Here is a 26,515-nt window from a genome sequence, read left to right as displayed (position 1 = left end):
TAGAAACAAGCTGAAAATATAAAAGTTCTGTTCGCTGGAAGAATTGTAGGTACTACTGCCGTGTCATCGCGAGGTGATATGGTGGAGAGATAGCCCAAAGGGGGCTATCGAAGCTGTCCCGGTGGAACGCCGTGTGCGGGGAAACTCGCATGCACGGTGTGGGGTGGGGGAAAAGCCAGAGATTGCATCAAAGGCTTACCTATCACTATCGCTCGAAATCGCTGAAGCGCTCGTGCGAAGCGGCGCGGTCGATATTATCGTCATCGACTCGGTGGCGGCGCTTGTGCCGAAGGCGGAAATTGAAGGGGAGATGGGCGACGCCCATGTCGGCTTGCAAGCGCGGCTTATGTCGCAGGCGCTTCGCAAGCTGTCTGGCGCCATTAACAAATCGAAAACGATCGCCATCTTCATCAACCAAATTCGCGAAAAAGTCGGCGTCATGTTTGGCAATCCGGAAACGACGCCGGGCGGGCGGGCGCTCAAGTTTTACGCTTCCGTCCGCTTAGAGGTGCGCCGCGCCGAGCAAATCAAGCAAGGCAATGATATGGTCGGCAACAAGACGAAAATTAAAGTCGTCAAAAACAAAGTTGCGCCGCCATTTAAAACGGCTGACGTCGACATTATGTACGGTGAAGGCATTTCCCGCGAAGGGGAAATTATCGACATGGCGTCCGAACTTGACATCGTGCAAAAAAGCGGTTCGTGGTATTCGTATAAAGACGAGCGGCTTGGCCAAGGGCGGGAAAACGCAAAGCAATTTTTGAAGGAAAACCCGCACATCGCCGATGAAATCGCCCGCGCCATCCGCCAGCATTACGGCATCGATGTCGAAGAGGGAACGAGCGAACCGCAGCAAGACGGGTTCGGATTGCTTGAAGAATAACAGCACAAGGCGTCCTGGCAAGCTGCCGGGGCGCCTTTTTCCATCCGTTCGGCCTGCCAAGGAGAGCGGTAAGCCTAAAAAGGACGGCGTGCGGAACGGTCTTGTTCCGTTGTCATCCTCTAGGCGCGTCGGTGTAATATCTTGACAATTCCTATTGCCACCTTTACAATGGACATGTATATTTGTCCATACGCGCGGCAGGGCCATATGCCCGCCCGTTGCGGCGGACCGCCTTCGTGCGGAAGGCTGCGCGGGCGATTGCTATGCCAAGCGACTGAGCTAATGGATTGAAAACGGGAATGTCCATCTGCGCCGGTCATGGCGGTGAGAAGAGAGAGCGAAAGGAAACCGAACAGCAAGAGGAGGTGAAACGATGGGTTCGATCATCATCTCCGCTTTGCTTGCCTTAGTCATTGGTGCCGTTGTTGGCTTTTTTGTTCGCAAATCGATTGCCGAAGCGAAAATCGGCGGGGCGAAAGCCGCTGCCGAACAGCTGATTGAGGAGGCGAAACGCGAGGCGGACGCCTTGAAAAAAGAGGCGCTTCTCGAAGCGAAAGACGAGATTCATAAACTGCGTACGGAGGCGGAGCGTGATATCCGCGACCGGAGAAGCGAGCTCCAAAAACAAGAAAACCGCCTGATGCAAAAGGAGGAAAATCTCGACCGCAAAGATGAAGCGCTCAACAAACGTGAGGCGTTGCTTGAGGCAAAGGAAGAAGCGTTGAACGAAAGACAACAGCATATTGAACAAATGGAAAGCAAAGTGGAAGCGCTCGTCAAACAACAACAAGCCGAACTTGAACGCATTTCCGGCCTGACGCGCGACGATGCCCGCCAGCTCATTTTAGAGCGCGTTGAGAAAGAGCTGTCGCATGAGATTGCGATGATGATCAAAGAGGCGGAAACGCGGGCGAAAGAGGAGGCAGACAAACGGGCAAAGGCGATTTTGTCGCTTGCCATCCAACGTTGCGCCGCCGACCATGTCGCCGAAACGACTGTTTCCGTCGTCAATTTGCCAAACGACGAAATGAAAGGGCGGATCATCGGGCGCGAAGGGCGGAACATCCGCACGCTCGAGACGTTGACCGGCATCGATTTGATCATCGACGATACGCCGGAAGCGGTCATTTTGTCCGGATTTGACCCGATTCGCCGCGAGACGGCGCGCATCGCGCTCGATAAGCTTGTGCAAGATGGCCGCATCCATCCAGCGCGCATTGAGGAAATGGTCGAAAAGGCGCGTCGCGAAGTGGATGAGCATATCCGCGAAGTCGGCGAACAGACGACGTTTGAAGTCGGTGTTCATGGCTTGCATCCGGATTTGATCAAAATTTTAGGGCGGCTCAAGTTCCGAACGAGCTACGGACAAAACGTCTTAAAACACTCGGTGGAAGTGGCGTTTTTAGCCGGACTGATGGCGGCCGAGCTTGGGGAGGACGAAATGCTGGCGCGCCGGGCCGGCTTGCTTCATGACATTGGCAAAGCGATCGACCACGAAGTGGAAGGAAGCCATGTGGAAATCGGCGTTGAGCTGGCGACGAAGTATAAAGAACATCCGGTCGTCATCAACAGCATCGCTTCCCACCATGGCGATACGGAACCGACGTCGGTCATCGCTGTGCTCGTCGCGGCAGCCGATGCGCTGTCGGCGGCGCGGCCGGGAGCGCGCAGCGAAACGCTGGAAAACTATATCCGTCGTCTAGAGAAGCTTGAAGAAATCGCCGAATCGTACGAAGGCGTCGAAAAATCGTACGCCATTCAAGCCGGGCGTGAAGTGCGCATTATGGTCAAACCAGATATGATCGACGATTTGGAAGCGCACCGGCTGGCGCGTGACATCCGCAAACGGATCGAAGAAGAGCTCGATTACCCGGGCCATATTAAAGTGACGGTCATCCGCGAAACGCGGGCGGTCGAATACGCGAAATAAAGTGGCTATTGCCACTTTCTTTTTTTGTGCGTAAAATAGGAGGGTATAACGATGCGGAGATGGGCGCAAGGCGATATTTTTCGTTTAGAAAGGGATCAAGGATGAGAATTTTATTTATCGGCGACGTCGTCGGTTCGCCGGGGCAAAAAATGGTGGAGCACTATTTGCCAAAGTTGAAGGAAAAACATCGGCCGGACGTCGTTGTGATCAACGGCGAAAACGCCGCCGGCGGGAAAGGAATCACCGAACCGATTTACCGGGCGCTTCTCGCTTTGGGGGCTCATGTGATCACGTTGGGCAACCACGCATGGGACAAACGCGATATTTTTGAGTTTATCGACCAAGCGAAGGCGCTGATCCGCCCGGCCAACTATCCGCCCGGCACGCCGGGAAAAGGCATCGTCTTTGTGCCGACCGAGCATGGCGAAGCGGCGGTCATCAATTTGCAAGGGCGGGCGTTTTTGCCGGCGATTGACTGCCCATTTCAAACAGCAGACGAATTGATCGCCGCCGCCTCCGCGCGCACGCCGGTCATCATCGTCGATTTCCATGCCGAGGCGACGAGCGAAAAACAGGCGATGGGCTGGTACTTAGATGGCCGCGTATCCGCGGTCATCGGCACGCATACACACGTTCAGACGGCTGATAACCGCATTTTGCCAAGAGGGACGGCGTACATTACCGACGTTGGCATGACCGGTCCATACGACGGCATTTTAGGCGTCGATCGAGAGGCGGTGCTGCGCAAATTTCTAACCGGGCTGCCGGTTCGTTTCGGCGTCAAGGAAGGAAGAAGCCAATTGAACGCCGTCTTTGTTGATGTAGACGAAAAAAGCGGACGGGCGTTCCGCATTGAACGGTTGATGATTAACGACGACCACCCTTATTTTGAATAGTCCATCTTTTAAAAATTTTTTAAAATGTGATCCTCCCATGCAGGAATAGTTGTCGAAATAGTGAATATAGTTACTAATGAAGACCTTTTACCGAAATCATTTTCCGAGGAAACGAGGGAGGAGCTAGGAATGGAAATATTAAAAGTTTCAGCAAAATCGAATCCGAACTCTGTAGCTGGTGCACTTGCCGGGGTGCTGCGCGAGCGCGGCGCAGCGGAAATTCAAGCGATCGGCGCAGGTGCATTGAACCAAGCCGTTAAAGCAGTAGCGATCGCACGAGGGTTTGTGGCACCGAGCGGCATGGACTTGATTTGCATTCCGGCGTTTACGGATATTATCATCGACGGGGAAGAGCGGACAGCGATCAAATTGATTGTCGAACCTCGTTAACTGGATGATCAGACAATGGTGACTATAACCTGTTGGCGCCTTCGGCTGCGAAGGCAGGCAGGTTATTTTTGCTTTTTCAAAGGGGGAAACGGAATGATTTTCGATGCACATTGCGATGTGTTGATGAAGTTATGGCAAGATCGGTCTCTGTCGTTTTACGACGGAGCTTCGCTTCACGTCACCCTTTCGGGAATGGCGAAAGCAGGGGTAAAAGTGCAATGCTTTGCCATCTACATACCGGAAACGGTGCCGGAGGAAGCTCGGTTCACTGTTGCGCTGGAGATGGCGGACATCTTCTTTGCCCGCATTGTCGATGCGTTTCCGTCTGTGAAGTTCGTGCGGACGAGACGGGATATCGCCGCCCTTCAAGAAGAGGAAGTCGGCGCCATGTTGACGCTGGAAGGGTGCGACGCCATCGGCGCCAACCTTGTCAAGCTAAAGACGCTCCTCCGCCTCGGCGTCGCTTCCGTAGGGTTGACATGGAACTTCCCGAACGCTGTCGCCGACGGGGCGTGGGAGAAGCGCGGCGCCGGACTGACGGCGTTTGGCCGGCGAGTCGTTGAGCTTCTTAATGAAGCAAAACGATGGGTCGATGTGTCCCACTTATCGGAGAAAGCGTTCTGGGATGTCATCGAGATGGCTCGGTTCCCTATCGCTTCCCATTCCAACGTGCATCGTCTATGCCCACATCCACGCAACTTAACCGACGAGCAAATTAAAGCATTGATCGAAAAAGACGGCATAATTGGCATTAATTTCGTTCCGTATTTTTTGACGGCGAAAAAAAACGAGGCGGTGATCGCCGATGTGCTTCGCCATCTCGACCATATATGCGCGCTCGGAGGGGAAAACAACGTCGGGTTCGGCTCCGACTTCGATGGCATAACGGAGACGGTCGCGGGCCTTGGAACGGTAAGGGAATATGCACGGCTTGTCAACGAGTTGTACAAGCATTACTCCGCCGAGCAAGTATCCCGCTTTTTATTCGGCAACTTCTACGCCCATTTGCCGGAGTGACGAATATCACTGAGTATCGGCTCTGCGTATCCTAGAATAGAAGACAGGGCATCGGCGGTGCCGCCCGAAAAAGGCGTCCAAAATGGTAGTTTCCTTGTCAGAAAAGTGGTACAATAGTAGCGAAAGGCTGGAGTGAATATAAAGGGGTGTAATGCATGATCGAACAGCTGTCATGGAAGGTAGGCGGCCAGCAAGGGGAAGGAATTGAAAGTACAGGGGAAATTTTCTCCACAGCGCTGAACCGCCTCGGATATTACTTATATGGATACCGCCATTTTTCTTCACGCATCAAAGGGGGTCATACGAACAACAAAATTCGCGTCAGCACGAAACCGGTGCGGGCGGTCGCTGATGATTTGGACATCTTGGTGGCGTTCGACCAAGAGACGATCGACTTCAACTTCCACGAGCTGCGTGACGGCGGCATCGTCATTGCGGACGCCAAATTCAATCCGGTGATTCCGGAAGGAAAAGGAGTGGCGCTTTACGCCGTTCCGTTCACCGATATCGCCACACAGCTTGGCAATCCGCTGATGAAAAACATGGTTGCCATCGGCGCGACAAGTGCGGTGCTGGATTTGGACGCCGCCGTGTTCGAAAGTGTTGTCGTTGATACATTTGGGCGCAAAGGGGCTCAAGTCGTTGAGAAAAACATGGAAGCGATTCGCGCTGGAGCGCAATATATGAAAGAGCAGCTCGATGGTTCGACGAAAACGATGAAACTAGCCAAAGCCGACGGCAAACGGCGGATGTTCATGATTGGCAACGATGCCATCGCTTTGGGCGCCATTGCCGGCGGGGCGCGCTTTATGGCCGCCTATCCGATCACCCCAGCTTCGGAGATTATGGAGTATTTGATTAAAAAGCTGCCGGATTTTGGGGGCGCGGTCATCCAAACGGAAGACGAAATTGCGGCTTGTACGATGGCGATCGGCGCCAACTATGCGGGCGTGCGGGCGTTCACCGCTTCCGCCGGACCGGGGCTGTCGCTTATGGCCGAAGCGATTGGACTGGCCGGGATGACGGAAACGCCGCTTGTTGTCGTCGATACGCAACGGGGTGGCCCAAGCACTGGCTTGCCGACGAAGCAAGAACAGTCGGACTTGCTGGCCATGATCTACGGCACGCACGGGGAGATTCCGAAAATCGTCATGGCGCCAAGCACGGTGGAAGAAGCGTTTTACGATATGGCGGAAGCGTTCAACTTAGCCGAGGAATACCAATGCCCGGTCATTTTCTTGTCGGATTTGCAGCTGTCGCTCGGCAAGCAGACGGTTGAGCCGCTTGATTACGATCGGATCGAGATCCGCCGCGGCAAGCTGATGAATGGTGAGTTGCCGCCGCTTCCGGACAAAGACAACTTCAAACGGTATGAAGTCACGCCGGACGGCGTTTCGCCGCGGGTGCTGCCGGGAACAAAATACGGCATTCACCATGTCACTGGGGTCGAGCATGCCGAAACAGGCCGCCCGTCAGAGACGGCGGCAAACCGCCGGGCGCAAATGGAAAAGCGGATGCGCAAACTCGAGCACATCCACTTCCCGACGCCGGTGCACAAACAACTCCGCCACGAAGAACCGGATTTGCTCCTTGTTGGCTTTTTATCGACGCGCGGAGCCATTGAAGAAGCGATGGAGCGGCTCGAGCAAGATGGCGTCAAAGTCAACCATGCGCACATCCGTCTGCTTCATCCGTTCCCGGTTGACGACGTGCGGCCGCTTGTCGAAAAAGCGAAACGAGTCGTCGTCGTCGAACAAAACGCTACCGGGCAACTGGCGAACTTGTTGAAAATGAACGTCGGGCACGCCGACAAAATCGCCAGCGTCTTGAAATTCGACGGCAATCCGTTTTTGCCGGGCGACGTCTATACTAAATGCAAGGAGTTGTTAGCGCAATGGCCACCTTTAAAGATTTCCGCAATGATGTGAAACCGAACTGGTGTCCGGGGTGCGGCGACTTTTCCGTGCAGGCCGCCATTCAGCGCGCGGCCGCCAATCTCGGGTTGGAGCCGCACGAGCTCGCGGTCATTTCCGGGATCGGCTGCTCGGGCCGCATTTCCGGCTACATTCACTCTTACGGCTTTCACGGCACGCACGGCCGCGTTTTGCCGCTGGCGCAAGGAGTGAAAATGGCGAACCGCGATTTGACGGTCATCGCCGCCGGCGGGGATGGCGACGGATTCGCGATCGGCATGGGGCACACGGTTCATGCCATTCGCCGCAACATCGACATCACATACATCGTCATGGACAACCAAATTTACGGGCTGACGAAAGGACAAACATCGCCGCGCAGCGCTGCCGGCTTCCAAACGAAAAGCACGCCGCACGGGTCGATCGAGCCGGCTTTGTCGCCGCTCGAGATCGCGTTAAGCGCCGGAGCGACGTTTGTCGCGCAAGGCTTCTCAAGCGATTTAAAAGAATTGACGAGCTTGATTGAAGAAGGCGTCAAGCATAAAGGCTTTGCGCTCATCAACGTCTTCAGCCCGTGCGTGACGTACAACAAAGTGAATACGTACGAGTGGTTCAAAGAGCGGCTCATCAAGGTGAGCGACATCGAAGGATACGACCCGTCCGACCGGGAGATGGCGATGCAGACGGTCATGAAATACGATGGGCTCGTCACCGGGATCATTTATCAAAACAAAGAACAAAAGTCGTACCAAGAGCTTGTGCCGGGCTACAGCGAGGCGCCGCTTGCCGAGGCGGAGCTGAAAATGAGCAAAGAAAAGTTCGCCGAACTCGTAGCAGAGTTTATGTAAAAGTGGAAACAACTTGCACCCGATGGAGGCTTGCTTCATTGGGTGTTTTTTGTTATCATGATATGTTCCGGCCCTCCGGAACAAACCCCATTGTGTTTCCTTGCCGCTCGCGATATACTATGGTAGTGTGTGGTTGGAAGAAATTTGCCGAGGCGAGGCCGGCTGCACAGGAAACGGCGGCCGCTCGTCCCGGATGATCGAATGATTTTGTGAAGAAAGGAGATTGCTATGAACGAAAAACAACGTTTGGAGCAAACGGGACAAATCAAAACCGAAAGCCATCCAGCGGACAGAAAATCCGCCTTGGACCGGCTGAAAGAAAAAACGACGAAAGACTATGAGAAATATTTCACGAGCGTGTTTCTCCCGCCGAACTTAAAAGAGGCGAAGAAACGCGGCAAAGAGGAAGTCAAGTACGTCAAAGACTTTGCGATTCCTGAAGAGTTTCGCGGCATGGGGCGCGGACGGAAGTTTTACATCCGCACGTATGGCTGTCAAATGAACGAGCACGATACGGAAGTGATGGCCGGCATTTTCATGGCGCTCGGCTATGAGCCGACCGACCGCCCTGAGGATGCAAACGTCATTTTGCTCAACACGTGTGCGATCCGTGAAAACGCGGAAAACAAAGTGTTTGGCGAGCTCGGCTACTTAAAGCCGCTCAAAACGACGAACCCGGACTTATTGCTCGGCGTGTGCGGCTGTATGTCGCAAGAAGAATCGGTTGTCAATAAAATTTTAAAACAATACCAATACGTCGACCTCATTTTCGGCACGCACAACATCCATCGCCTGCCGTACATTTTGCATGAGGCGTACATGTCGAAAGAAATGGTCGTCGAAGTATGGTCGAAAGAGGGCGACGTTGTTGAAAACTTGCCGAAAGTGCGCAAAGGGAAGATTAAAGCATGGGTCAACATCATGTACGGCTGCGACAAGTTTTGCACGTACTGCATCGTTCCGTACACGCGCGGCAAGGAGCGAAGCCGCCGTCCGGAAGACATCATCCAAGAAGTGCGCCAGCTCGCCGCCCAAGGCTATAAAGAAATTACGCTCCTTGGGCAAAACGTCAACGCTTACGGAAAAGATTTCACCGACATCCAGTACGGCCTTGGCGATTTAATGGATGAGCTGCGCAAAATTGACATTGCGCGCATCCGCTTCACAACGAGCCATCCGCGCGACTTTGACGACCGGCTTATCGAAGTGCTCGCCAAACGCGGCAACTTGGTTGAGCATATCCATTTGCCGGTGCAATCAGGCAGCACGGAAATTTTGAAAATGATGGGCCGCAAATATACGCGTGAGGAATATTTAGAGCTCGTCCGCAAAATCAAAGCGGCCATCCCGGACGTGGCCTTGACGACCGACATCATCGTCGGGTTCCCGAACGAAACGGATGAGCAGTTTGAAGAAACGCTGTCGCTCTACCGCGAAGTCGAATTCGATTCGGCGTACACGTTCATTTACTCGCCGCGCGAAGGCACGCCGGCGGCGAAAATGAATGACAACGTGCCGATGGAAGTGAAAAAAGAGCGGCTCAAGCGGCTCAACGACCTTGTTCAAGAAATCGCGGCCAAGAAAATGAAGCAATACGAAGGGCAAGTCGTCGAAGTGCTCGTGGAAGGCGAAAGCAAGACCAATCCGGATGTATTGGCGGGCTATACGCGCAAAAACAAGCTCGTCCACTTTGTCGGCCCAAAATCGCTCATTGGCCAATTGGTCAACGTGCGCATTACGCAGGCGAAAACGTGGACGCTGACGGGCGAGCTAGTCAATGAAGCGATCGAGGTGAACGAACATGGCAAAATATACGCGGGATGATATCTTGGCCCAGGCGAAGCAGCTGGCGAAAATGATCGCCGAAACGGAAGAAGTCGACTTTTTCAAACGAGCGGAAGAAAAAATCCACCAAAACGAAAAAGTGCGCACGTTGATCAACGAGCTGAAATCGCTGCAAAAGCAAGCGGTCAACCTCCAGCATTACGGAAAACATGAAGCGCTGAAACGGGTTGAGGCCAAAATTGACGCCATTTACGAAGAGTTGTCGCAAATCCCGATCGTCAGCGAATTCCAGCAGTCCCAAGCTGATGTGAACGACCTGCTTCAGCTCGTCGCCTCGACCATTTCGAATACGGTGACCGATGAAATTCTCGCTTCGACGGGCGGCGACGTGCTGCGCGGCGAAACCGGCGCCGCGCTTCGCTACAACAAACACGGCGGCTGCCATTGACGGCATGCGATGAACGAACGAGAAAGCGTCCTTCACGGGCGCTTTTTTTATGAAGAATGGCGGACAACGGCGGGTTTCTCTCGAAAACGGCCATTCCCGCCTATAGAGAACAACGGTTTTTGCCGTTTCGATCGGCAATTTTCTTTGTGAAGCCGCATTCTCTATAAAATCACCAGCCTTCAAAAAATGCGCGGCTTTGCGGCGGCAACGAAAAGACAATGAGCGCCGATCATTCGCTTGCGTTTTCGGGCAAGCGTCATCTAGCGTTTAACGGGGCGGCCTCGGGAACGGACGGCGTTGAAAAAGCAGGCACATTGAACGGAACGCGTGCATACAATGAACTATACGGAATAATGATTCATTTGCTGTGCACATTAGCGGAGATGGCGCATAGGATGAAATGAAGATTCATTTGAGGAGGGTTTCGTTCGATGTCTGAATACAGAGAAATTATTACGAAAGCCGTTGTCGGCAAAGGCCGCAAGTTTACACAATCGACCCATACGGTGACGGCGCCGAACCGCCCGTCAAGCATTCTCGGCTGCTGGATCATCAACCACCGCTATGAAGCGAAAAAATGCGATAAAACGGTCGAAATTCACGGCCATTATGACATCAACGTCTGGTATTCGTACAACCACAATACAAAAACCGAAGTCGTCACCGAAACGGTGTCGTATACGGACGTCGTCAAATTAAAATATCGCGACAAAGATCATTTAATCAGCGATGACACCGATGTCATCGTCCGCGTCATCCAGCAGCCGAACTGCCTCGAGTGCACGATTTCGCCAAACGGCAATAAAATCGTTGTCGATGTTGAGCGGGAGTTTGTCGCCGAAGTGATCGGCGAAACGAAGGTGTGCGTTGCCATCAATCCGGAAGGCTGCGGCAAGGACGACGATTTTTGCGACGAGGATGACCTTGATGAAGAATTAGAAGATTTAAGCCCAGATTTGCTGCTTGGCGAAGAAGAATAAAACTAGGAAATTTCTTTCCTAGTTTTTTCTTTTGCCGCTTGTTATAATAGTAGCGCAATCAACGAGCCTTCGGGCCGAAAAGGTTGGGGAGAAGCGATGCCATCGTACACACCGATGATCCAGCAATATTTGCACATTAAAGCGCAATATCCGGACGCGTTTTTATTTTTCCGGCTTGGCGATTTTTACGAACTGTTTTTTGACGACGCCATCAAGGCGGCGCAAGAGCTGGAAATTACGCTGACAAGCCGCGATGGCGGCGGCGATGAACGGGTGCCGATGTGCGGGGTGCCGTACCATTCGGCGCAAGGATATATTGAACAGTTAATCGAAAAGGGATATAAAGTCGCCATCTGCGAACAAGTCGAAGATCCGAAAACGGCCAAAGGCGTCGTTCGCCGCGAAGTTGTGCAACTCATCACCCCAGGGACGCTCATGGAAGGCAAAGGGCTCACCGAGAAGGAAAACCACTACTTGGCGGCGCTCACGCCGTTTGCTGATGGTACATACGGATTGGCTTACGCCGATTTGTCGACCGGCGAGGTCCGGTTGACGCTTCTTTCTTCGTGGGAGGAAGCGGCGAACGAGCTGCACGCCGTTGGAGCGCGGGAGATCATCGTTGCCACAGACAGCGCCGAAGAGTGGGTGCGCGAGCTGAAAGAGCGGTACGGGGCGGCAGTCTCTTATGAGGACGACATATCGCTATGCGACGAATGGAACGGCGTCATCGGCCATGTGGCGCAAGAAAAGCTGCGGACGGCCGTCGCCCGCTTGCTTCATTACCTCGTCCGCACGCAAAAGCGGCGGCTCGATCATTTGCAGCCGGCTGAGTTGTATCAAGTTGACCACTATATGAAAATGGACCGACATTCCAAGCTGCATTTGGAATTGGTCGAAACGGTGCGGTCAAAAGGAAGGAAAGGCTCGCTGTTATGGCTTTTGGATGAAACGGTGACAGCGATGGGTGGGCGGCTCTTAAAACAATGGCTGGACCGGCCGCTCATTGACCGGCGCGAAATCGAACGGCGCCTCGATTTTGTGGAAACGTTGAAAACGAGCTATTTTGAACGGCAGGAGCTGCGCGACAGGCTGCGCGGCGTTTACGACATTGAGCGCCTTGTCGGCCGTGTCTCCTACGGCAACGCCAACGCCCGCGATCTCGTGCAGCTGAAAAAGTCGCTTCTTCAAGTGCCGGCGCTCCGCCAGACGGTCGGCGCGCTGCCGCTCGCTGAAGCGGACAAGCTGTGCGAGCGCCTTGACCCGTGCGAAGAGCTCGTCGATTTGCTCGAGCGCTCGATTCAAGAACAGCCGCCGCTTTCCGTCAAAGAAGGGAACCTCATCAAAGACGGGTATGACAAGCAGCTCGACCGCTACCGCGACGCGAGCCGCAACGGCAAAGCGTGGATCGCTGAACTTGAGGCGAAGGAGCGGGAAGCGACCGGCATCAAATCGCTCAAAGTCGGCTACAACCGAGTGTTTGGCTACTATATTGAAGTGACAAAGCCCAATCTCCCCCTTGTTCCGGAAGGACGTTACGAGCGGAAGCAGACGCTCGCCAACGCCGAGCGCTTTATCACCCCGGAGTTGAAGGAAAAAGAGGCGCTCATTTTGGAGGCGGAAGAAAAAAGCATCGAACTCGAATATGAACTGTTTGTCGCCATTCGCGAGCAGGTGAAGCAATACATCCCGCGCCTGCAGACGTTGGCGAAAGCCATTGCCGAGCTTGACGTGCTTCAATCATTCGCAACGATCAGCGACGAGCATCGCTACGTGCGTCCGCAGTTTTCCACGGAGCGCGTCTTGGTGATTCAAGGCGGCCGCCACCCGGTTGTCGAAAAAGTGCTCGGCGCGCAAATGTACGTGCCGAATGACTGCTACATGAACCGTGAGCGGGAAATGCTGCTCATCACTGGACCGAACATGGCTGGAAAAAGCACGTACATGCGGCAAGTGGCGCTCACCGCCGTCATGGCGCAAATCGGCTGTTTCGTTCCCGCCGAGCGGGCGGTGCTGCCCATTTTTGACCAAGTGTTCACCCGCATCGGCGCTGCTGACGACCTGTCGGCAGGGCAAAGCACGTTTATGGTCGAAATGTTGGAGGCGCGCCACGCCATCGCCCATGCGACGCAAAACAGCCTCATTTTGTTTGATGAAATCGGGCGCGGCACATCGACGTATGACGGTATGGCGCTTGCCCAGGCGATCATTGAGTACATTCACGATCATATCGGCGCGAAAACGCTGTTTAGCACCCACTATCATGAACTCACCGCCTTGGAGCGTTCACTTCCTCGGCTTTCGAACGTCCATGCCCGCGCCATCGAGGAAAACGGCAAAGTCGTCTTTTTGCATCAAATCGCCGACGGGCCGGCTGACCGTAGCTACGGCATTCACGTCGCCGAGCTGGCCGGGCTGCCGGCTTCGCTCATTGAACGTGCGCGGGCCATTTTAGCGGAACTGGAGAAAGCGGCGGGAAAACAGGAAGCCGCCGCAGGCAGGATGGGCGATGGCGCTTTGTCGGAAGCGGTTTTGGCTTTTCAGGGGAACGAAGCGTTAGACGTTGGCCGCGCGGTTGAGCGCGAGAAGGCCTCCCGTCCGTCAGCCGGCGCGGCGCGGGAGGGCGTTTTGGCGGAAGCGGCGTTTGAGCAGCTGAGCATGTTTCCTGACCTTGCCCCAGCGCCTGTGGAGCCGCCTCTTTCAAGCAAAGAGAAAAAGGCGCTCGCGGCGCTGAAAGAGGTCAATTTGCTCGAGATGACGCCGCTTGAGGCGCTCAACAAACTGTATGAACTGCAAAAGCTCCTCAAGTAAAGGAGGGAGGCCCGATGGGACGCATCCGCAAGCTCGATGACCTGCTGGCAAACAAAATCGCCGCCGGCGAGGTCGTTGAGCGGCCGGCTTCGGTCGTCAAGGAGTTGGTGGAAAACGCCATTGATGCCCATAGTACGGTCATCAACATCGAGCTTGAAGAGGCGGGAATGGCGAAAATCCGCGTCATCGACAACGGCGATGGCATGGAGGAAGACGACTGCTTGCTCGCTTTTGAACGCCATGCGACAAGCAAAATTCATGACGAGCACGATTTGTTCCACATCCGCACGCTCGGGTTTCGCGGTGAGGCGCTGCCGAGCATCGCTTCCGTATCCGAAGTGGAGCTGGTCACCGGCACGGGCAGCGGACCGGGAACGAAGCTTGTGCTTCGAGGCGGCGCACTCATCTCCCGAGAGCGGGCGGCGGGGCGCAAAGGGACGGATATTACCGTATCGAACTTGTTTTTCAACACCCCAGCGCGCTTGAAATATATGAAAACGATTCACACCGAGCTCGGCCATGCGGCCGACGTCGTCAACCGGCTTGCGCTCGCCCATCCGGACGTATCGTTTCGCCTTCGCCACCAGGGCAAAACATTGCTTGCCACCAATGGCAGCGGCGATGTCCGGCACGTGCTCGCCGCTATTTACGGCGCCGAGACGGCGAGACAAATGATCCCCATCGAAGCGGAATCGCTCGATTTTACCGTTCGCGGCTACATTTCGCCGCCGGACGTGACGCGCGCCTCGCGCAACTACATCTCGCTTGTTGTCAACGGCCGCTATGTGCGCAGCGTGCCGCTCATGAAAGCGATTGAAGCCGGCTACCATACGCTCTTGCCGATCGGCCGCTATCCGATTGTGTTTTTATCCATTGAAATGGATCCGGTGCTTGTCGATGTCAACGTCCATCCGGCGAAGCTCGAAGTCCGCTTCAGCAAAGAAGTTGAGCTGAATGAGCTCGTGACGGACGCGATCCGCCGGGCGTTTCGCGAGCGGACGATCATTCCGTCCGTATCTGCCGACAGCAAGATGGCAAGACCAAAGGCGGAGCAGGCGGCTTGGACGTTCACTCATCGCGTCCGAGAGCCGTCTGTCTTATTCAGCGGCATCGGCGGCGGGGAAGATGCGACCGCCCCTCTTGCGCCGCTAACCGGTGACGCACCGGCTGAGCGGCCATCCGCGGCTGTGCAAACGGATGAATGTGGAATACCGGACGAACATGGGTCCGCTTCCGAGCGAAAGCAGGAGGAAGAGGTGGGAGAAGAACGGCGTGCCCTCCGCTTGCCGATAGATGGGCAAGCGGCGGATAAACCGGCGGCCGATCGCCTGCCGCCGCTTTATCCGATCGGACAATTGCATGGGACGTACATTTTGGCGGAGAACGAACATGGGCTGTATATGATCGATCAGCATGCGGCTCAAGAGCGGATCAACTATGAATATTTCCGGGAAAAACTCGGCGAAGTCACGAAGGAAGTGCAGGAGCTGCTCGTTCCGTTGATGTTTGAATATCCAGCCGACGAGTACGAGCGGATCGCCGCTTGCCGTGATGAGCTGGCGCGCTGCGGCGTGTTTCTTGAACCGTTTGGGCCGCGGGCGTTTCTCGTTCGCTCCCATCCGACGTGGTTTCCGAAAGGGAGAGAAAAGGAAATCATCGAGGAAATGATCGAACAAGTGCTGGCGGCGAAAACGGTCGACATCAAGCAATTGCGCGAACAAGCGGCTATCTTAATGAGTTGCAAGCGCGCCATTAAAGCAAACCAACATTTGCGCCAGGATGAACTGTTCGCTTTGCTTGAGGCGCTGCGGCAGACGACGGACCCATTTACTTGTCCGCACGGCCGGCCGATCATCGTTCATTTTTCGACATATGAAATTGAAAAACTATTTAAACGGGTGATGTAGCCTGCGCCCCCTTTGTGTGACAAAGGGGGTTTTGTAATCATTTTGTAATCGACTTTTATTCTTTCTGTTACAGACGGATTGTTTTGATTTTACTATAATGGCTCATGTGCAGGCATACATGGTGAATTTTGTAGAGTGATAGCGAATTTTGTATAAACATGGATACATAAAGATGGATACATCGACGTCATAGGGGGATGCAGCATGAAAAAAACAGTGGTATTGACAAGCACGTTGATCGGTTCCTTGTTGGCCGGCCACGCGGCATCGGCGGCGAGCTATACGGTGCAAAAAGGCGATACGCTTTGGAAGATTGCTCGGCAATCCGGCATGACGGTCGCAGCGTTAAAGCAAGAAAACGATTTGTCTTCGGATTTGATTTTTCCCGGACAAGTATTGCGCGTCAATGAGCCAAATGAATCGAACGAAACTTCTTCGAATACATATACGGTCGAGCCTGGTGATACGTTAAGCGGAATCGCCCGCAAGTTTGGCACGACTGTGGATGCGCTGCTCAAGCTCAATCCAAGCATTACGAACCTAGACTTCATTCGCGCGGGGCAGAAGTTGCAAGTAGCAGGGGGACAGGAACGTTCCAATACATACAATGTGCAGCCGACAGCCGTGCTGACAAGCGGCCGGTACATCGTGCAGGCGGGGGATACGCTTTTGGGAATTGCGAACAAGTTTCAGACGACGGTCGACCGTCTATTGGTGCTGAATCCGCAAATTACAAACCCGAACATGATTCGCGTCGGTCAAGCCATTAAAGTGGCGGGTGGAGCGGTTGGCATCCAAAAGGCCGATCAACAAGTCTCGGCCGTCAACTCGGCCGTCGCCGAAACGTCCGCATCGCTTGCCGACCGAATCATCGATATTGCGGAAAAATATTTAGGGGCGCGTTATTTGTACGGAGCAAGCCCGTCGCGCACCGATGTGTTTGACTGCTCATCGTTTACGATGCGCGTCTTCAGCGAAGCCGGCATTTCGTTGCCGCGCACATCCACCGCTCAGGCGCAAGTGGGAAGAACGGTGTCGTTTGGCCAGTTGCAAAAAGGCGATCTCGTCTTTTTTGACACCGATTCAAACGGGACGATCAACCATGTCGGCATTTACGCTGGCAACGGGCAAATGATCAACGCGACCGTTTCGTTGGGCGTTGCGTATTCGTCGCTCACTTCATCGTATTGGAAAACGCGGTATGTGAAAGCGGTTCGGGTCATCAACTAAATGAAAGACGATCAACACAGCTGTTCGCGAAGCCTTAGGCGCTTCGGTGAACAGCTTTTTTGTTGTTCGTGAGAGTGAAAGCCGAATCCAAAAAAGATGCAGGATGATGCCGCGGAAAACGTGTTAGCGGTTTTGAGGCTTTCTGCTTTTAAGGCGACAAAAAACAGCAACAAGTACAAATAGTCCGGCTTTCGGGCGCGTATCATTTGGTGCCATGGTGATTCATCATGTAAAATAAGATATTCATAGGTGATCAAAAAGGAGGGCATTGGTATGAACAGCCGTCTGTCCGTGATGGTGAGCATTGTCTTGGCCATGCTTGTCGCCTCGATGGATACGACGATCATGAACACGACGATGCCGATTATCGCCAAAGAGCTCGGGGACTTTTCTCTTTATGCGTGGACATTTGCGTCGTATATGATTACGACAACCGTCCTGTCGCCGATTGCCGGCCGTCTGTCCGATCTGTTTGGCCGCAAAAACGTATTCAGCTTTGGCATCATTTTATTTTTGATCGGCTCGCTTCTTTGCGGCTTGTCGCAAAACATGGTGCAACTCGTTGTGTTCCGCGCCGTACAAGGGGTCGGTGCCGGGTTTATGATGCCGTTTCCGGCCATTATTGCCGGCGATTTGTTTCCGGTGGAAAAGCGCGGAAAGATCCAGGCGTTTTTTACCGCCATGTGGGGCATTTCCGCCGTCTTGGCGCCGCTTTTAGGCTCGCTGTTTGTCGAATACGCGACATGGCGCTGGATTTTTTATGTCAACATTCCCATTTGCCTGCTCTCGCTTGTGACGTTGCTTCCATATAAAGAAGTATATGAACCGAAGCGGGCGGCGGTCGATTACATGGGGGCTGCGTTGTTTGCGGCGGCGGTCAGTTTGCTTTTGCTCGTCACCGTCGTTGCGCGGGGGCAATGGTGGTACGGGGCGGCCGGCGCGCTCTTGTTTGTTGCGTTTTACTTTTTCGAAAAACGGCAGCCGTCTCCGCTCGTGCCGCTGTCGCTTGTCCACCACCGGACGCTCAAATGGATGAACATTAACGGCTTTGTCAGCTGCGTTGCGCTGTTTGGGACGTCAAGCTACATCCCGCTCTTTTTGCAAAACGTCGCCCATTTGTCCGTATTTATAAGCGGCGTCGCCTTGCTTGGCTCGTCCGTTGGCTGGATGATCGCCGCCGTGCCGGCCGGGAAATGGATTTTGCGCTATGGATATCGGCCGCTTCTCATCATCGGCAATGTGCTGTTGGTTGCGTCCGGCTTGCTTCTTGCGCTGCTCAACGAAAGCCACGGATTTTGGTACGTTTTCTTCGTTATGTTTGTCCAAGGACTGTCGTTCGGGTTGACGTCGACCGTTGGGGTCATTGGCTCGCAGCAGCTTGCCGACGCTCATGAAAAAGGAATTGCGACGTCCTTTTTTATGTTTTGCCGCAATATCGGCACGGCGATCGGCGTGACAGTCATGGGAGCGTTTTTGACGAAGGCGCCGACGTTTATGGCCGGCATCCATCATTTGTTTTTATTCGGCCTCATTGGCAGCATTGTGGCGCTTGTCACTTCGCTTTTCATTCAGGATGAAGCCGAAGCCGGCCGAAACACGTGGCAGCCGGAAGGAACGGCGTAAGGCGGGGAAGCGGCATCGGTGCGGACTGTCTGCCTCAAAAAATGCTAAACATTGGCTGCTATCGTCCGATATTATAGATGGGACAACATTATTGATTCACAAACGGGGGACTTGCCAATGAACATGAAAATGACCGTGCGCAAAAAACTGCTGGCTGGCTTCGGCCTCGTCTACGTGTTGATCGCATTGCTAGTCGGGTTTTCTTATTACGAGATTTCGACCCTTGACCGTACATACACCGGTGTGATCGACAAACGGGTGACGAAACTTGTCAATGCCAAAGAGCTTGAAGTATTGATCCGCCGCGAAGTCGGCAGTATGCGCGGCTATTTGTTGACCGGCGATGAGACGTCAAGAGAAAACTTTGAAAAAGCGCATGAGGAGTACAAGCAAATGAGCGAAAAGCTTGCGGCGGAGCTGGCGCGGGAAGAAACGAAACAGCTGCTTGCCGAGCTCGATTTGCTTGAACAGCAGTTTTACGAACTTGGACAAAAAACGTTCGACTTAAAATCGCAAAACAAACCGGAGCAGTATATCGCCCTTGTGACCACGACTGGGCGCGACGTAACGACCCAATTTGATGAAAAAGTGCATCAATTGGTCGCTCTCCAGCAGAGGGAAATGAGGGAGGCAAATGATGATGCGAGCGCATCGGCGGCCGCGGTCCAGCGGTTGCTCATCATCGTCGGCTTGTTGACGGCGGCGGCTGGAGCGGCCGTCAGCTATTACATCAGCCGTTCGCTTTCTCGCCCGTTGCTTGCGCTGTCGGAAGCAGCGAAGCGGATCGCCGCCGGCGATTTGACAGAAACAAAAACCGGCGTCCGCAACCGCGATGAAATTGGCGAGCTCGCCGCTTCGTTTGAGCAAATGGCGAAAAACTTGCGCGAAGTGCTCCAGGAAATGGCGCAAAACGCCGAGCAAGTCGCCGCTTCGTCGGAGGAGCTGGCGGCGAGCGCCGAACAGACGAGCAAGGCGACCGAGCAAATCGCCATGACGATCCAAGGCGTTGCTTCCGGCATGGACAAGCAAATGCAAAGCGTTGAAGAAACGTCCGCCGCCGTCGATTCAATGTCCGAGAGAATCGAGCAAATTTCCGGGCGGGCGCAAAGCGTGTCCTCCATCGCCGCTGATGCGTCAAAACAAGCGGCTGAGGGCGGGCAAACGATCGAGGCGGGCGTCGCGCAAATGAACAAAGTGAACGATACGGTCGAGCGGCTGGCTGACCTCATTAAAGGGCTTGGCCACCGTTCCGAGCAAATCGGCTCGATCATCGAAGCGATCCGCAGCATCGCGGCGCAGACAAACTTGCTCGCCTTAAACGCCGCCATTGAGGCGGCGCGCGCCGGCGAGCACGGGCGCGGCTTTGCCGTCGTCGCTGACGAAGTGCGGAAGCTCGCCGAGCAATCGGCCCAATCGGCCCAGCAAATCGCGGAATTGATTGCTGCCATTCAAGAAGAAACGGCCCATGCCGTCCAATCGATGGAGTCGGTCGTCAACGAAGTGACGGCCGGAACGAACGTCATTCGCGCCTCGGGAGAAATGTTCGCCCGCATTCGCGCCGCCGTGGACGAAGTCGCGGCGCAAATCCGCGACGTATCCACCGCGGTCAGCGACATGGCCTCTTCTTCGGAGCAAATTGTGCGCTCCGTCCGGCTTGTCGCCGACGTGGCCGAGTCAACATCGGCCGGTGCGCAGGAGGTGTCGGCGGCGACCGAGGAACAGCTGGCCTCGATGGAGGAAATTTCAGCTTCGGCCGCGTCGCTCTCGAAGATGGCGGACGATTTGCAGGCGATTGTCAACAAGTTTTCATTATGATGAGCGCCTTTTATCATCTCCCGCCTCGAAGCGTGAGCGTAGGTGGGAGAGCGTTCAATGGTCATGGGGAAAGGGAACAAGGCAATTTTTCGCGTTGCCATGTATAAAACGGTCTGCGGATGGCGAAAACGTATGAAAGAAATGGGTTCATGCGTTGCCGTTTTGATCATAGTTCCGAAAAAAGACTCCCGCTTCAAGCGCGTGAAGGGCGCAGCCCAGCGATAAGCGGAAGATGAATATTGGTTGGCGTCAGCCAAAATACATGATAAAATCAAGGTATATCATGTTCTTTGTGAACTGGATATAGGGGTTGCATGGAGAAAATCAAGCAAAGCCTTCCATGCGTAAAAGATCCAAGGCGCGAAAGAACTCCGAATCGTCGGATGCCTAGGGTTGGGACGACCCGAAGTGACGCTCAGGGAGACGAAAGGTGGCTTTCGTCGTGGAACTGAGAAGCTCCCACTTCAAGCAAAGCGAAGTGGGAGCAGTTCACGTATAATGATGGTTGACACAAGTCCAACAACAGAAAGCAGTGACGCGCTATGGCTGAAAAAGTCGCCGTCATCGTCGGGCCGACGGCGGTCGGCAAAACGAAGCTCGGCATCGCGTTGGCGAAAAAGCTGGGTGGAGAGGTCATCAGCGGCGATTCGATGCAAATTTATAAAGGGATGGACATTGGCACGGCGAAAGTGAAGCCCGATGAGATGGAAGGGATTCCGCATCATTTGCTTGACATCAAAGAGCCGTGCGAACCGTTTTCCGTCGTCGAATTTCAGCGGCTTTGCCGTGCGCTCATCACCGAGATTTCGGCGCGCGGCCGGCTGCCGATCATCGTCGGCGGCACCGGGCTGTACATTCAGGCAGCCCTTTACGATTACCAATTTTCCGCCGCCCCTTCCGACGAAGCGTACCGCCGGGCGCTCAAACAGCTGGCGGCCGAGCAAGGAGCCGAAGCGCTTCACCGGCGGCTTGAGGCGGTTGATCCAATAAGTGCGGCCCGCATTCATCCGCACAACATCCGCCGCGTCATCCGCGCCTTAGAAGTGTATCATTGCACCGGAAAGCCGTTCAGCGAGTGGCAGCAAGGGCAGTCAAAGCGGCTTTTGTATGAGGCGGCCATCGTTGGCTTGACGGCGGAGCGGGAGGCGCTTTACCGCCGCATCAACGAGCGGGTCGATGAGATGATCGCCGCAGGGTTGATCGAAGAGGCGAGGGCGCTTTATGACCGCGGCCTGCGCGACTGCCAGGCGGTGCAAGCCATCGGCTACAAGGAGCTGTACGACTATTTTGACGGCCGCGTTTCCCTTGATGAAGCGATCGAGCAGCTGAAACAAAATTCGCGCCGCTATGCGAAACGGCAGCTCACTTGGTTTCGCAACCAAATGCCGGTGAAATGGTTTGACATGACCGACGCCGGGCAGTTCGCCGCCAAGGTGGAGGAAATTTCTCGCTATGTAGCAGGAAAGCTTCAACTTGAAGCGAATATATAATTATATCCTTAGAGAGAAAAGAGGAGGACGTTTGATGAAAAATACGATCAATATTCAAGACCAGTTTTTAAACCAGCTGCGCAAAGAGGGCATTCAAGTGACCGTCTTCTTATTGAACGGCTTCCAACTGCGCGGGTACATTAAAGGATTTGACAACTTCACCGTGCTTTTGGAAGTGCAAGGAAAACAACAGCTCATTTACAAGCACGCCATTTCGACGTTTGCGCCGGAGCGGAACATCCATTTTGAAACCGAACAGTAAGACCGACGGTACATACGCCGCCGAAAAAAGGCGCCTTCCTTCGCGGAGGGCGCCTTTTGCCATTTCCCGTTTTCCTTCCGCGCCCGCTATTTGATCGACAAGCTCCCGCGTCACCCGAAGGGAAGTGAGGGGCGAGGTGAATTCAGATGCGTAAACCGCCGCCCTTGTGAATAAACATATACAAACTTTTTTCCGCTATAGCCGACCGGCTGTTCGTTTGGGCGATTGTCACGGATCGGCGGTGGCGTACGTATACTAGTAACGAAAAGGCAAGGCGTCAAAAGCCAAGTCGGAACGGGTGCGGATGGCAGAAAACGGGAAGCGAGGTGACGCCCCTTGTCAGAATTGACGATGAACAAGGCGAAAGGGCAAATCAACATTGTGTTGAACTCCAAAACGGTGAACCATTTAGTGAAAGAAGAGCGAAACGACTGGCTCGATGGCGAAGAGCATCAGGCGCTCCGCAATATTCAAAAGGAGCTTGATCAACTGATCGGCCTTGATCATGTCAAAAAAATCATCAAGGAAATTTACGCCTGGCTGTACATCAACCGGCTGCGCAAGGAGAACGGCTTAAAGGCCAACCGCCAGGCGCTCCATATGATTTTCAAAGGCAATCCCGGCACCGGCAAAACGACAGTGGCGCGCTTGCTCGGCAAGCTGTTTTTTGAGATGAACGTGTTGTCCAAAGGGCATTTCATCGAGGCGGAGCGGGCCGATTTGGTCGGAGAGTACATCGGGCATACGGCGAGCAAAACGCGCGATTTGATCAAAAAAGCGCGCGGCGGAATTTTGTTCATCGATGAAGCGTATTCGCTCGCCCGCGGGGGCGAAAAAGATTTCGGCAAAGAGGCGATTGACACGCTTGTCAAAGGAATGGAAGACTATTGCGACGACTTGGTCGTTATTTTGGCCGGGTATCCGAAAGAAATGGATTACTTTTTGTCGTTAAATCCCGGCTTGCCGTCGCGCTTTCCTCTCACGATCGAGTTCCCCGATTATACGGTCGAGGAGCTCGTGCAAATCGCCAAGCAAATGTTGCGCGAGCGCGAGTATGAAATGACGCCGGAAGCGGAGCGGAAACTGTACATTCATCTCGAAGGGACGCTGGAAGCGACCGGCCGCCTCAAGTTCAGCAACGGCCGCTATGTGCGCAACTTAATCGAAAAAGCGATCCGCAAGCAGGCAGTCCGCCTTCTTCATGAAGGGCGCTACGACAAAAAAGAGCTGATGACGATCCGTGACCGCGATTTAGTGATTCATGCTTGAACGCTCTCCCACCTACGCTCACGCGTGGAAGTGGGGGTCTTCTCGGCGCGAGATGATAAAAAAGCAAAGGAGGCGCCTCTTTCTTTTTCTTGTCGAAAGAAAGAGGTCTTCCTTTCTTTTTTGTGCCGCAAAAAAGAGGAATGCGATCAAAAAGAGCGAATACATAAACAGCGGGGGCATCATACACCTATTTATCTGAATGATCTGTCTAGTGGATCTGCACGCCCTGCGTCCATTCGGAGAAAAGGGGGAAAGGCGCTTGTATGTGACGATTGGGGAGATGTTTTCCCAGACAGTGCGAAAGTTTCCAAACCGGGAGGCGGTCGTCGACGCGGCGACCGGACGCCGCTATACGTACGCCGAATGGGAGAGGGAAGTGAACCGGTGGGCGAACGCGTTTTTGGAAGCGGGCGTCCGCAAAGGAGACCGCGTTTCGACGGTGCTGTACAATACGCTTGAGCTCGCGACCGCCTTGTTTGCCTGCGCCAAAATCGGCGCGGTGTTCAATCCGATCAATTTTCGGCTGAAGGCGGAAGAGATCGCCTATATTTTGACGGACGCCGAGCCGAAAATCGTGCTGTTTGAACGGGCGGTGGAACCGGAACTTGCCGCGATTCACAGCCGTTTCCCGTACGTGTCATTTTGGTCGATCGACTGCGATCCGCCGCCGTTTGCCAAAAACGCTCACGAGCAGGCCGCGCGGGCCCTAGGGGAAGCGCCGCGTGTTCATGTGGATGAGAGCGATCTTTATGCCATTATGTATACAAGCGGCACAACTGGGCGTCCAAAAGGAGTGATGCACCGTCACCGCGACATGATCGAGCAAAGCGTCATTTGCCATGGCGTCATGCGCATCCGCGAGACGGATCGCGGGCTGGCGGCAGCGCCGCTGTTCCATTGCGCCGAGCTGCATTGCTGCTTGCTGCCGCGCGTGCATGCCGGAGCGGCGAGCGTCATTTTGCACCATTTTGACGCCAAGCTCGTGCTTGAAACGATCGAACGGGAGCGGATTACGATCATGTTTGGAGCCCCGACGATGTGGAACATGATCTTGCAGGAGAATGTAAGCGGTTACGATTTATCTTCGCTTCGCCTCGGCCTATACGGCGCCGCTCCGATGGCTCCAGCGCTTGTCAGGCAATGCCAAGAGCAGCTCGGCATCGAGCTTATTCAAGCGTACGGCATGACGGAAATGGGGCCGGCGGTGACGTTTTTGTTGGAAGACGAGCAGCTGAAAAAAGCCGGTTCCGCTGGGCGCGCCTGCCTGAATCATGAGATCCGCGTCGTCCGCGCGCGTGAAGACGGGCTGTCCGACCCAGACGATGTGCTGCCGCCATATGAAGTCGGTGAAATTGTGATGCGCGGGCCGTGCATGATGGCTGGCTACTACAAGCGCGAGGAAGCGACGGAAAAAGCGTTGTACAAAGGTTGGTACCATTCCGGCGACCTCGGCTACCTTGATGAAGACGGCTACTTGTATGTCGCCGACCGGGTCGATGACATGGTGATCAGCGGCGGGGAAAACGTCTATCCGCGCGAAGTCGAGGACGTGTTGTACGAGCATCCGAAAGTGCTTGATGTCGCTGTGCTCGGCGAGCCGGATGAGTTGTGGGGCGAAAAAGTCGTCGCCTTCGTCGTCAAAAAAGATGACCTCCTGACCGCCGATGAGCTCGAGCAGTTTTGCAAAACGAGCGACCGCCTCGCTCCGTACAAACGTCCGCGCGCCTACTATTTCATCGATGCCCTGCCCCGCAACGCGAGCGGGAAAATCCAAAAGTTTTTGTTGCGCGAACAGCTGAAAAAACAGGCGGCGGGCGGAACAGAGAAAAAGTGACCGAATAGAAGAGAGGGATGAACGGGTGACGGCTCGCTATTTGCGTGAGGAGCACCATATGTTCCGCGCGGCGTTTCGCAAGTTTTTGGAAAAAGAAGCGTACCCGCATTATAACGATTGGGAGAAGCGCGGCATCATTCCGCGTTCGTTTTGGGCGAAGATGGGCGAGAACGGCTTTCTTTGCCCGTGGGTCGATGAGAAGTATGGGGGTCTAAACGCCGATTTTGCCTACTCGGTCGTCATCAATGAAGAACTGGAAAAAGTCGGATCGAGCCTCGTCGGCATCGGCTTGCATAACGACATCGTCACGCCGTATATCGCGTCGTACGGCACGGAAGAGCAAAAAGCGCGCTGGCTCCCGAAATGCGTCACCGGCGAGCTCATTACGGCGATCGCCATGACCGAGCCGGGGGCGGGTTCGGATTTGGCGAACATTTCGACAACGGCAGTAAAAGACGGTGACTACTACATCGTCAACGGGCAAAAAACGTTTATCACGAACGGCATTCATGCCGACTTGATTGTCGTCGCCTGCAAAACCGACCCGCAGGCGAAACCGCCGCACCGCGGCATCAGCCTGCTCGTCGTGGAGCGCGATACGCCAGGGTTTACGCGCGGGCGGAAGCTTGAGAAAGTCGGGCTGCACGCCCAAGATACCGCCGAACTGTTTTTCCAAGATGCGAAAGTGCCGGCATATAATTTGATCGGCGAGGAAGGGAAAGGTTTTTACTATTTGATGGAAAAACTCCAGCAGGAGCGGCTCGTTGTCGCCATTGCCGCACAAACGGCGGCGGAAGTGATGTTTTCCTTGACGAAGCAATATGTCAAACAGCGCACGGCGTTCGGCAAACGGGTGAGCGAGTTTCAAACCGTCCAGTTCCGCCTTGCCGAAATGGCGACGGAGATCGCCCTCGGACGCACGTTTGTCGACCGCGTCATCGAGGAGCATATGGCGGGAAAACAGATCGTCACCGAAGTGTCGATGGCGAAATGGTGGATTACCGAGATGGCAAAACGCGTCGCGGCTGAGGCGATGCAGCTGCACGGCGGCTACGGCTATATGGAAGAATACGAGATCGCCCGTCGCTATCGTGACATTCCTGTAAGCGCCATTTACGCTGGGACGAACGAGATGATGAAAACGATCATCGCTAGACATTTAGACTTGTAGAAAAGAGGGAATCGCG

At 54.4% G+C, this 26,515-nt stretch carries 19 protein-coding genes and 1 pseudogene; all 20 read left to right on the top strand.

The window, feature by feature from the left end; genetic code table 11:
- Positions 1-208 precede the first annotated feature (208 nt).
- A pseudogene (gene recA / locus B1A75_RS08950) lies at positions 209-883 on the top strand (recombinase RecA); the annotation flags it as partial.
- Positions 884-1,256: 373 nt separating this feature from the next.
- The gene (gene rny / locus B1A75_RS08945) at positions 1,257-2,813 is read left to right on the top strand and encodes a ribonuclease Y (RefSeq protein WP_011230797.1); all 1,557 of its coding nucleotides are present in this window, start codon (positions 1,257-1,259) and stop codon (positions 2,811-2,813) included.
- Between the two features lie 101 nt (positions 2,814-2,914).
- Positions 2,915-3,709, top strand: coding sequence for a TIGR00282 family metallophosphoesterase (locus B1A75_RS08940; RefSeq protein WP_074044089.1), 795 nt, complete (start codon positions 2,915-2,917; stop codon positions 3,707-3,709).
- A 129-nt stretch (positions 3,710-3,838) separates the two neighbouring features.
- A complete protein-coding gene (gene spoVS / locus B1A75_RS08935; RefSeq protein ID WP_003251598.1) occupies positions 3,839-4,099 on the top strand; it encodes a stage V sporulation protein SpoVS in 261 nt (86 codons plus the stop codon).
- A 93-nt stretch (positions 4,100-4,192) separates the two neighbouring features.
- Positions 4,193-5,116, top strand: a complete 924-nt coding sequence (locus tag B1A75_RS08930) for a dipeptidase (protein WP_074044088.1) — start codon at positions 4,193-4,195, stop codon at positions 5,114-5,116.
- A 155-nt stretch (positions 5,117-5,271) separates the two neighbouring features.
- Positions 5,272-7,044 carry a 2-oxoacid:acceptor oxidoreductase subunit alpha gene (locus B1A75_RS08925; protein ID WP_074044087.1) on the top strand — a complete coding sequence of 591 codons (1,773 nt, stop codon included), beginning with the start codon at positions 5,272-5,274 and terminating at the stop codon, positions 7,042-7,044.
- Entirely contained in the window at positions 7,011-7,877 is an 867-nt protein-coding gene (locus B1A75_RS08920) for a 2-oxoacid:ferredoxin oxidoreductase subunit beta (protein ID WP_011230801.1), read from the top strand. Before B1A75_RS08925 ends, B1A75_RS08920 begins: the two co-directional genes overlap by 34 nt.
- A 228-nt stretch (positions 7,878-8,105) precedes the next feature.
- Positions 8,106-9,701, top strand: coding sequence for a tRNA (N6-isopentenyl adenosine(37)-C2)-methylthiotransferase MiaB (gene miaB, locus B1A75_RS08915; RefSeq protein WP_074044086.1), 1,596 nt, complete (start codon positions 8,106-8,108; stop codon positions 9,699-9,701).
- Positions 9,679-10,110: a YlbF/YmcA family competence regulator gene (locus tag B1A75_RS08910; RefSeq protein ID WP_074044085.1), complete on the top strand. Its 432-nt coding sequence runs from the start codon at positions 9,679-9,681 to the stop codon at positions 10,108-10,110. Before miaB ends, B1A75_RS08910 begins: the two co-directional genes overlap by 23 nt.
- A 431-nt stretch (positions 10,111-10,541) precedes the next feature.
- Positions 10,542-11,090, top strand: a complete 549-nt coding sequence (locus B1A75_RS08900) for an outer spore coat protein CotE (RefSeq protein ID WP_015374452.1) — start codon at positions 10,542-10,544, stop codon at positions 11,088-11,090.
- Between the two features lie 96 nt (positions 11,091-11,186).
- The gene (gene mutS / locus B1A75_RS08895; RefSeq protein ID WP_074044083.1) at positions 11,187-13,898 is read left to right on the top strand and encodes a DNA mismatch repair protein MutS; all 2,712 of its coding nucleotides are present in this window, start codon (positions 11,187-11,189) and stop codon (positions 13,896-13,898) included.
- Between the two features lie 14 nt (positions 13,899-13,912).
- On the top strand, positions 13,913-15,805 hold the full coding sequence (mutL, locus tag B1A75_RS08890) for a DNA mismatch repair endonuclease MutL (protein ID WP_074044082.1): 1,893 nt from the start codon (positions 13,913-13,915) through the stop codon (positions 15,803-15,805).
- Positions 15,806-16,009: 204 nt separating this feature from the next.
- Positions 16,010-17,035, top strand: coding sequence for a C40 family peptidase (locus B1A75_RS08885; RefSeq protein ID WP_074044081.1), 1,026 nt, complete (start codon positions 16,010-16,012; stop codon positions 17,033-17,035).
- A gap of 273 nt (positions 17,036-17,308) precedes the next feature.
- Positions 17,309-18,658: an MDR family MFS transporter gene (locus B1A75_RS08875; protein WP_074044080.1), complete on the top strand. Its 1,350-nt coding sequence runs from the start codon at positions 17,309-17,311 to the stop codon at positions 18,656-18,658.
- A 117-nt stretch (positions 18,659-18,775) separates the two neighbouring features.
- Positions 18,776-20,473, top strand: a complete 1,698-nt coding sequence (locus tag B1A75_RS08870; RefSeq protein ID WP_074044079.1) for a methyl-accepting chemotaxis protein — start codon at positions 18,776-18,778, stop codon at positions 20,471-20,473.
- Between the two features lie 542 nt (positions 20,474-21,015).
- Positions 21,016-21,963: a tRNA (adenosine(37)-N6)-dimethylallyltransferase MiaA gene (miaA, locus tag B1A75_RS08865; protein ID WP_011230811.1), complete on the top strand. Its 948-nt coding sequence runs from the start codon at positions 21,016-21,018 to the stop codon at positions 21,961-21,963.
- Between the two features lie 34 nt (positions 21,964-21,997).
- Entirely contained in the window at positions 21,998-22,225 is a 228-nt protein-coding gene (gene hfq / locus B1A75_RS08860; protein ID WP_011230812.1) for an RNA chaperone Hfq, read from the top strand.
- 336 nt (positions 22,226-22,561) lie between these two features.
- Positions 22,562-23,494 carry a stage V sporulation protein K gene (gene spoVK / locus B1A75_RS08855; RefSeq protein WP_011230813.1) on the top strand — a complete coding sequence of 311 codons (933 nt, stop codon included), beginning with the start codon at positions 22,562-22,564 and terminating at the stop codon, positions 23,492-23,494.
- Between the two features lie 259 nt (positions 23,495-23,753).
- Positions 23,754-25,328 carry a fatty acid--CoA ligase gene (locus B1A75_RS08845; protein WP_079936067.1) on the top strand — a complete coding sequence of 525 codons (1,575 nt, stop codon included), beginning with the start codon at positions 23,754-23,756 and terminating at the stop codon, positions 25,326-25,328.
- Between the two features lie 25 nt (positions 25,329-25,353).
- Complete coding sequence (locus B1A75_RS08840) at positions 25,354-26,499, top strand: acyl-CoA dehydrogenase family protein (protein WP_074044076.1); 1,146 nt, start codon at positions 25,354-25,356, stop codon at positions 26,497-26,499.
- Positions 26,500-26,515: the final 16 nt, after the last annotated feature.

Source organism: Geobacillus sp. LEMMY01, from assembly GCF_002042905.1.
GTDB classification, from domain to species: Bacteria; Bacillota; Bacilli; order Bacillales; family Anoxybacillaceae; genus Geobacillus; species Geobacillus proteiniphilus.
Note: the sequence above shows the minus strand (reverse complement) of the source record. Positions and strands in the feature narration are given on the sequence as shown.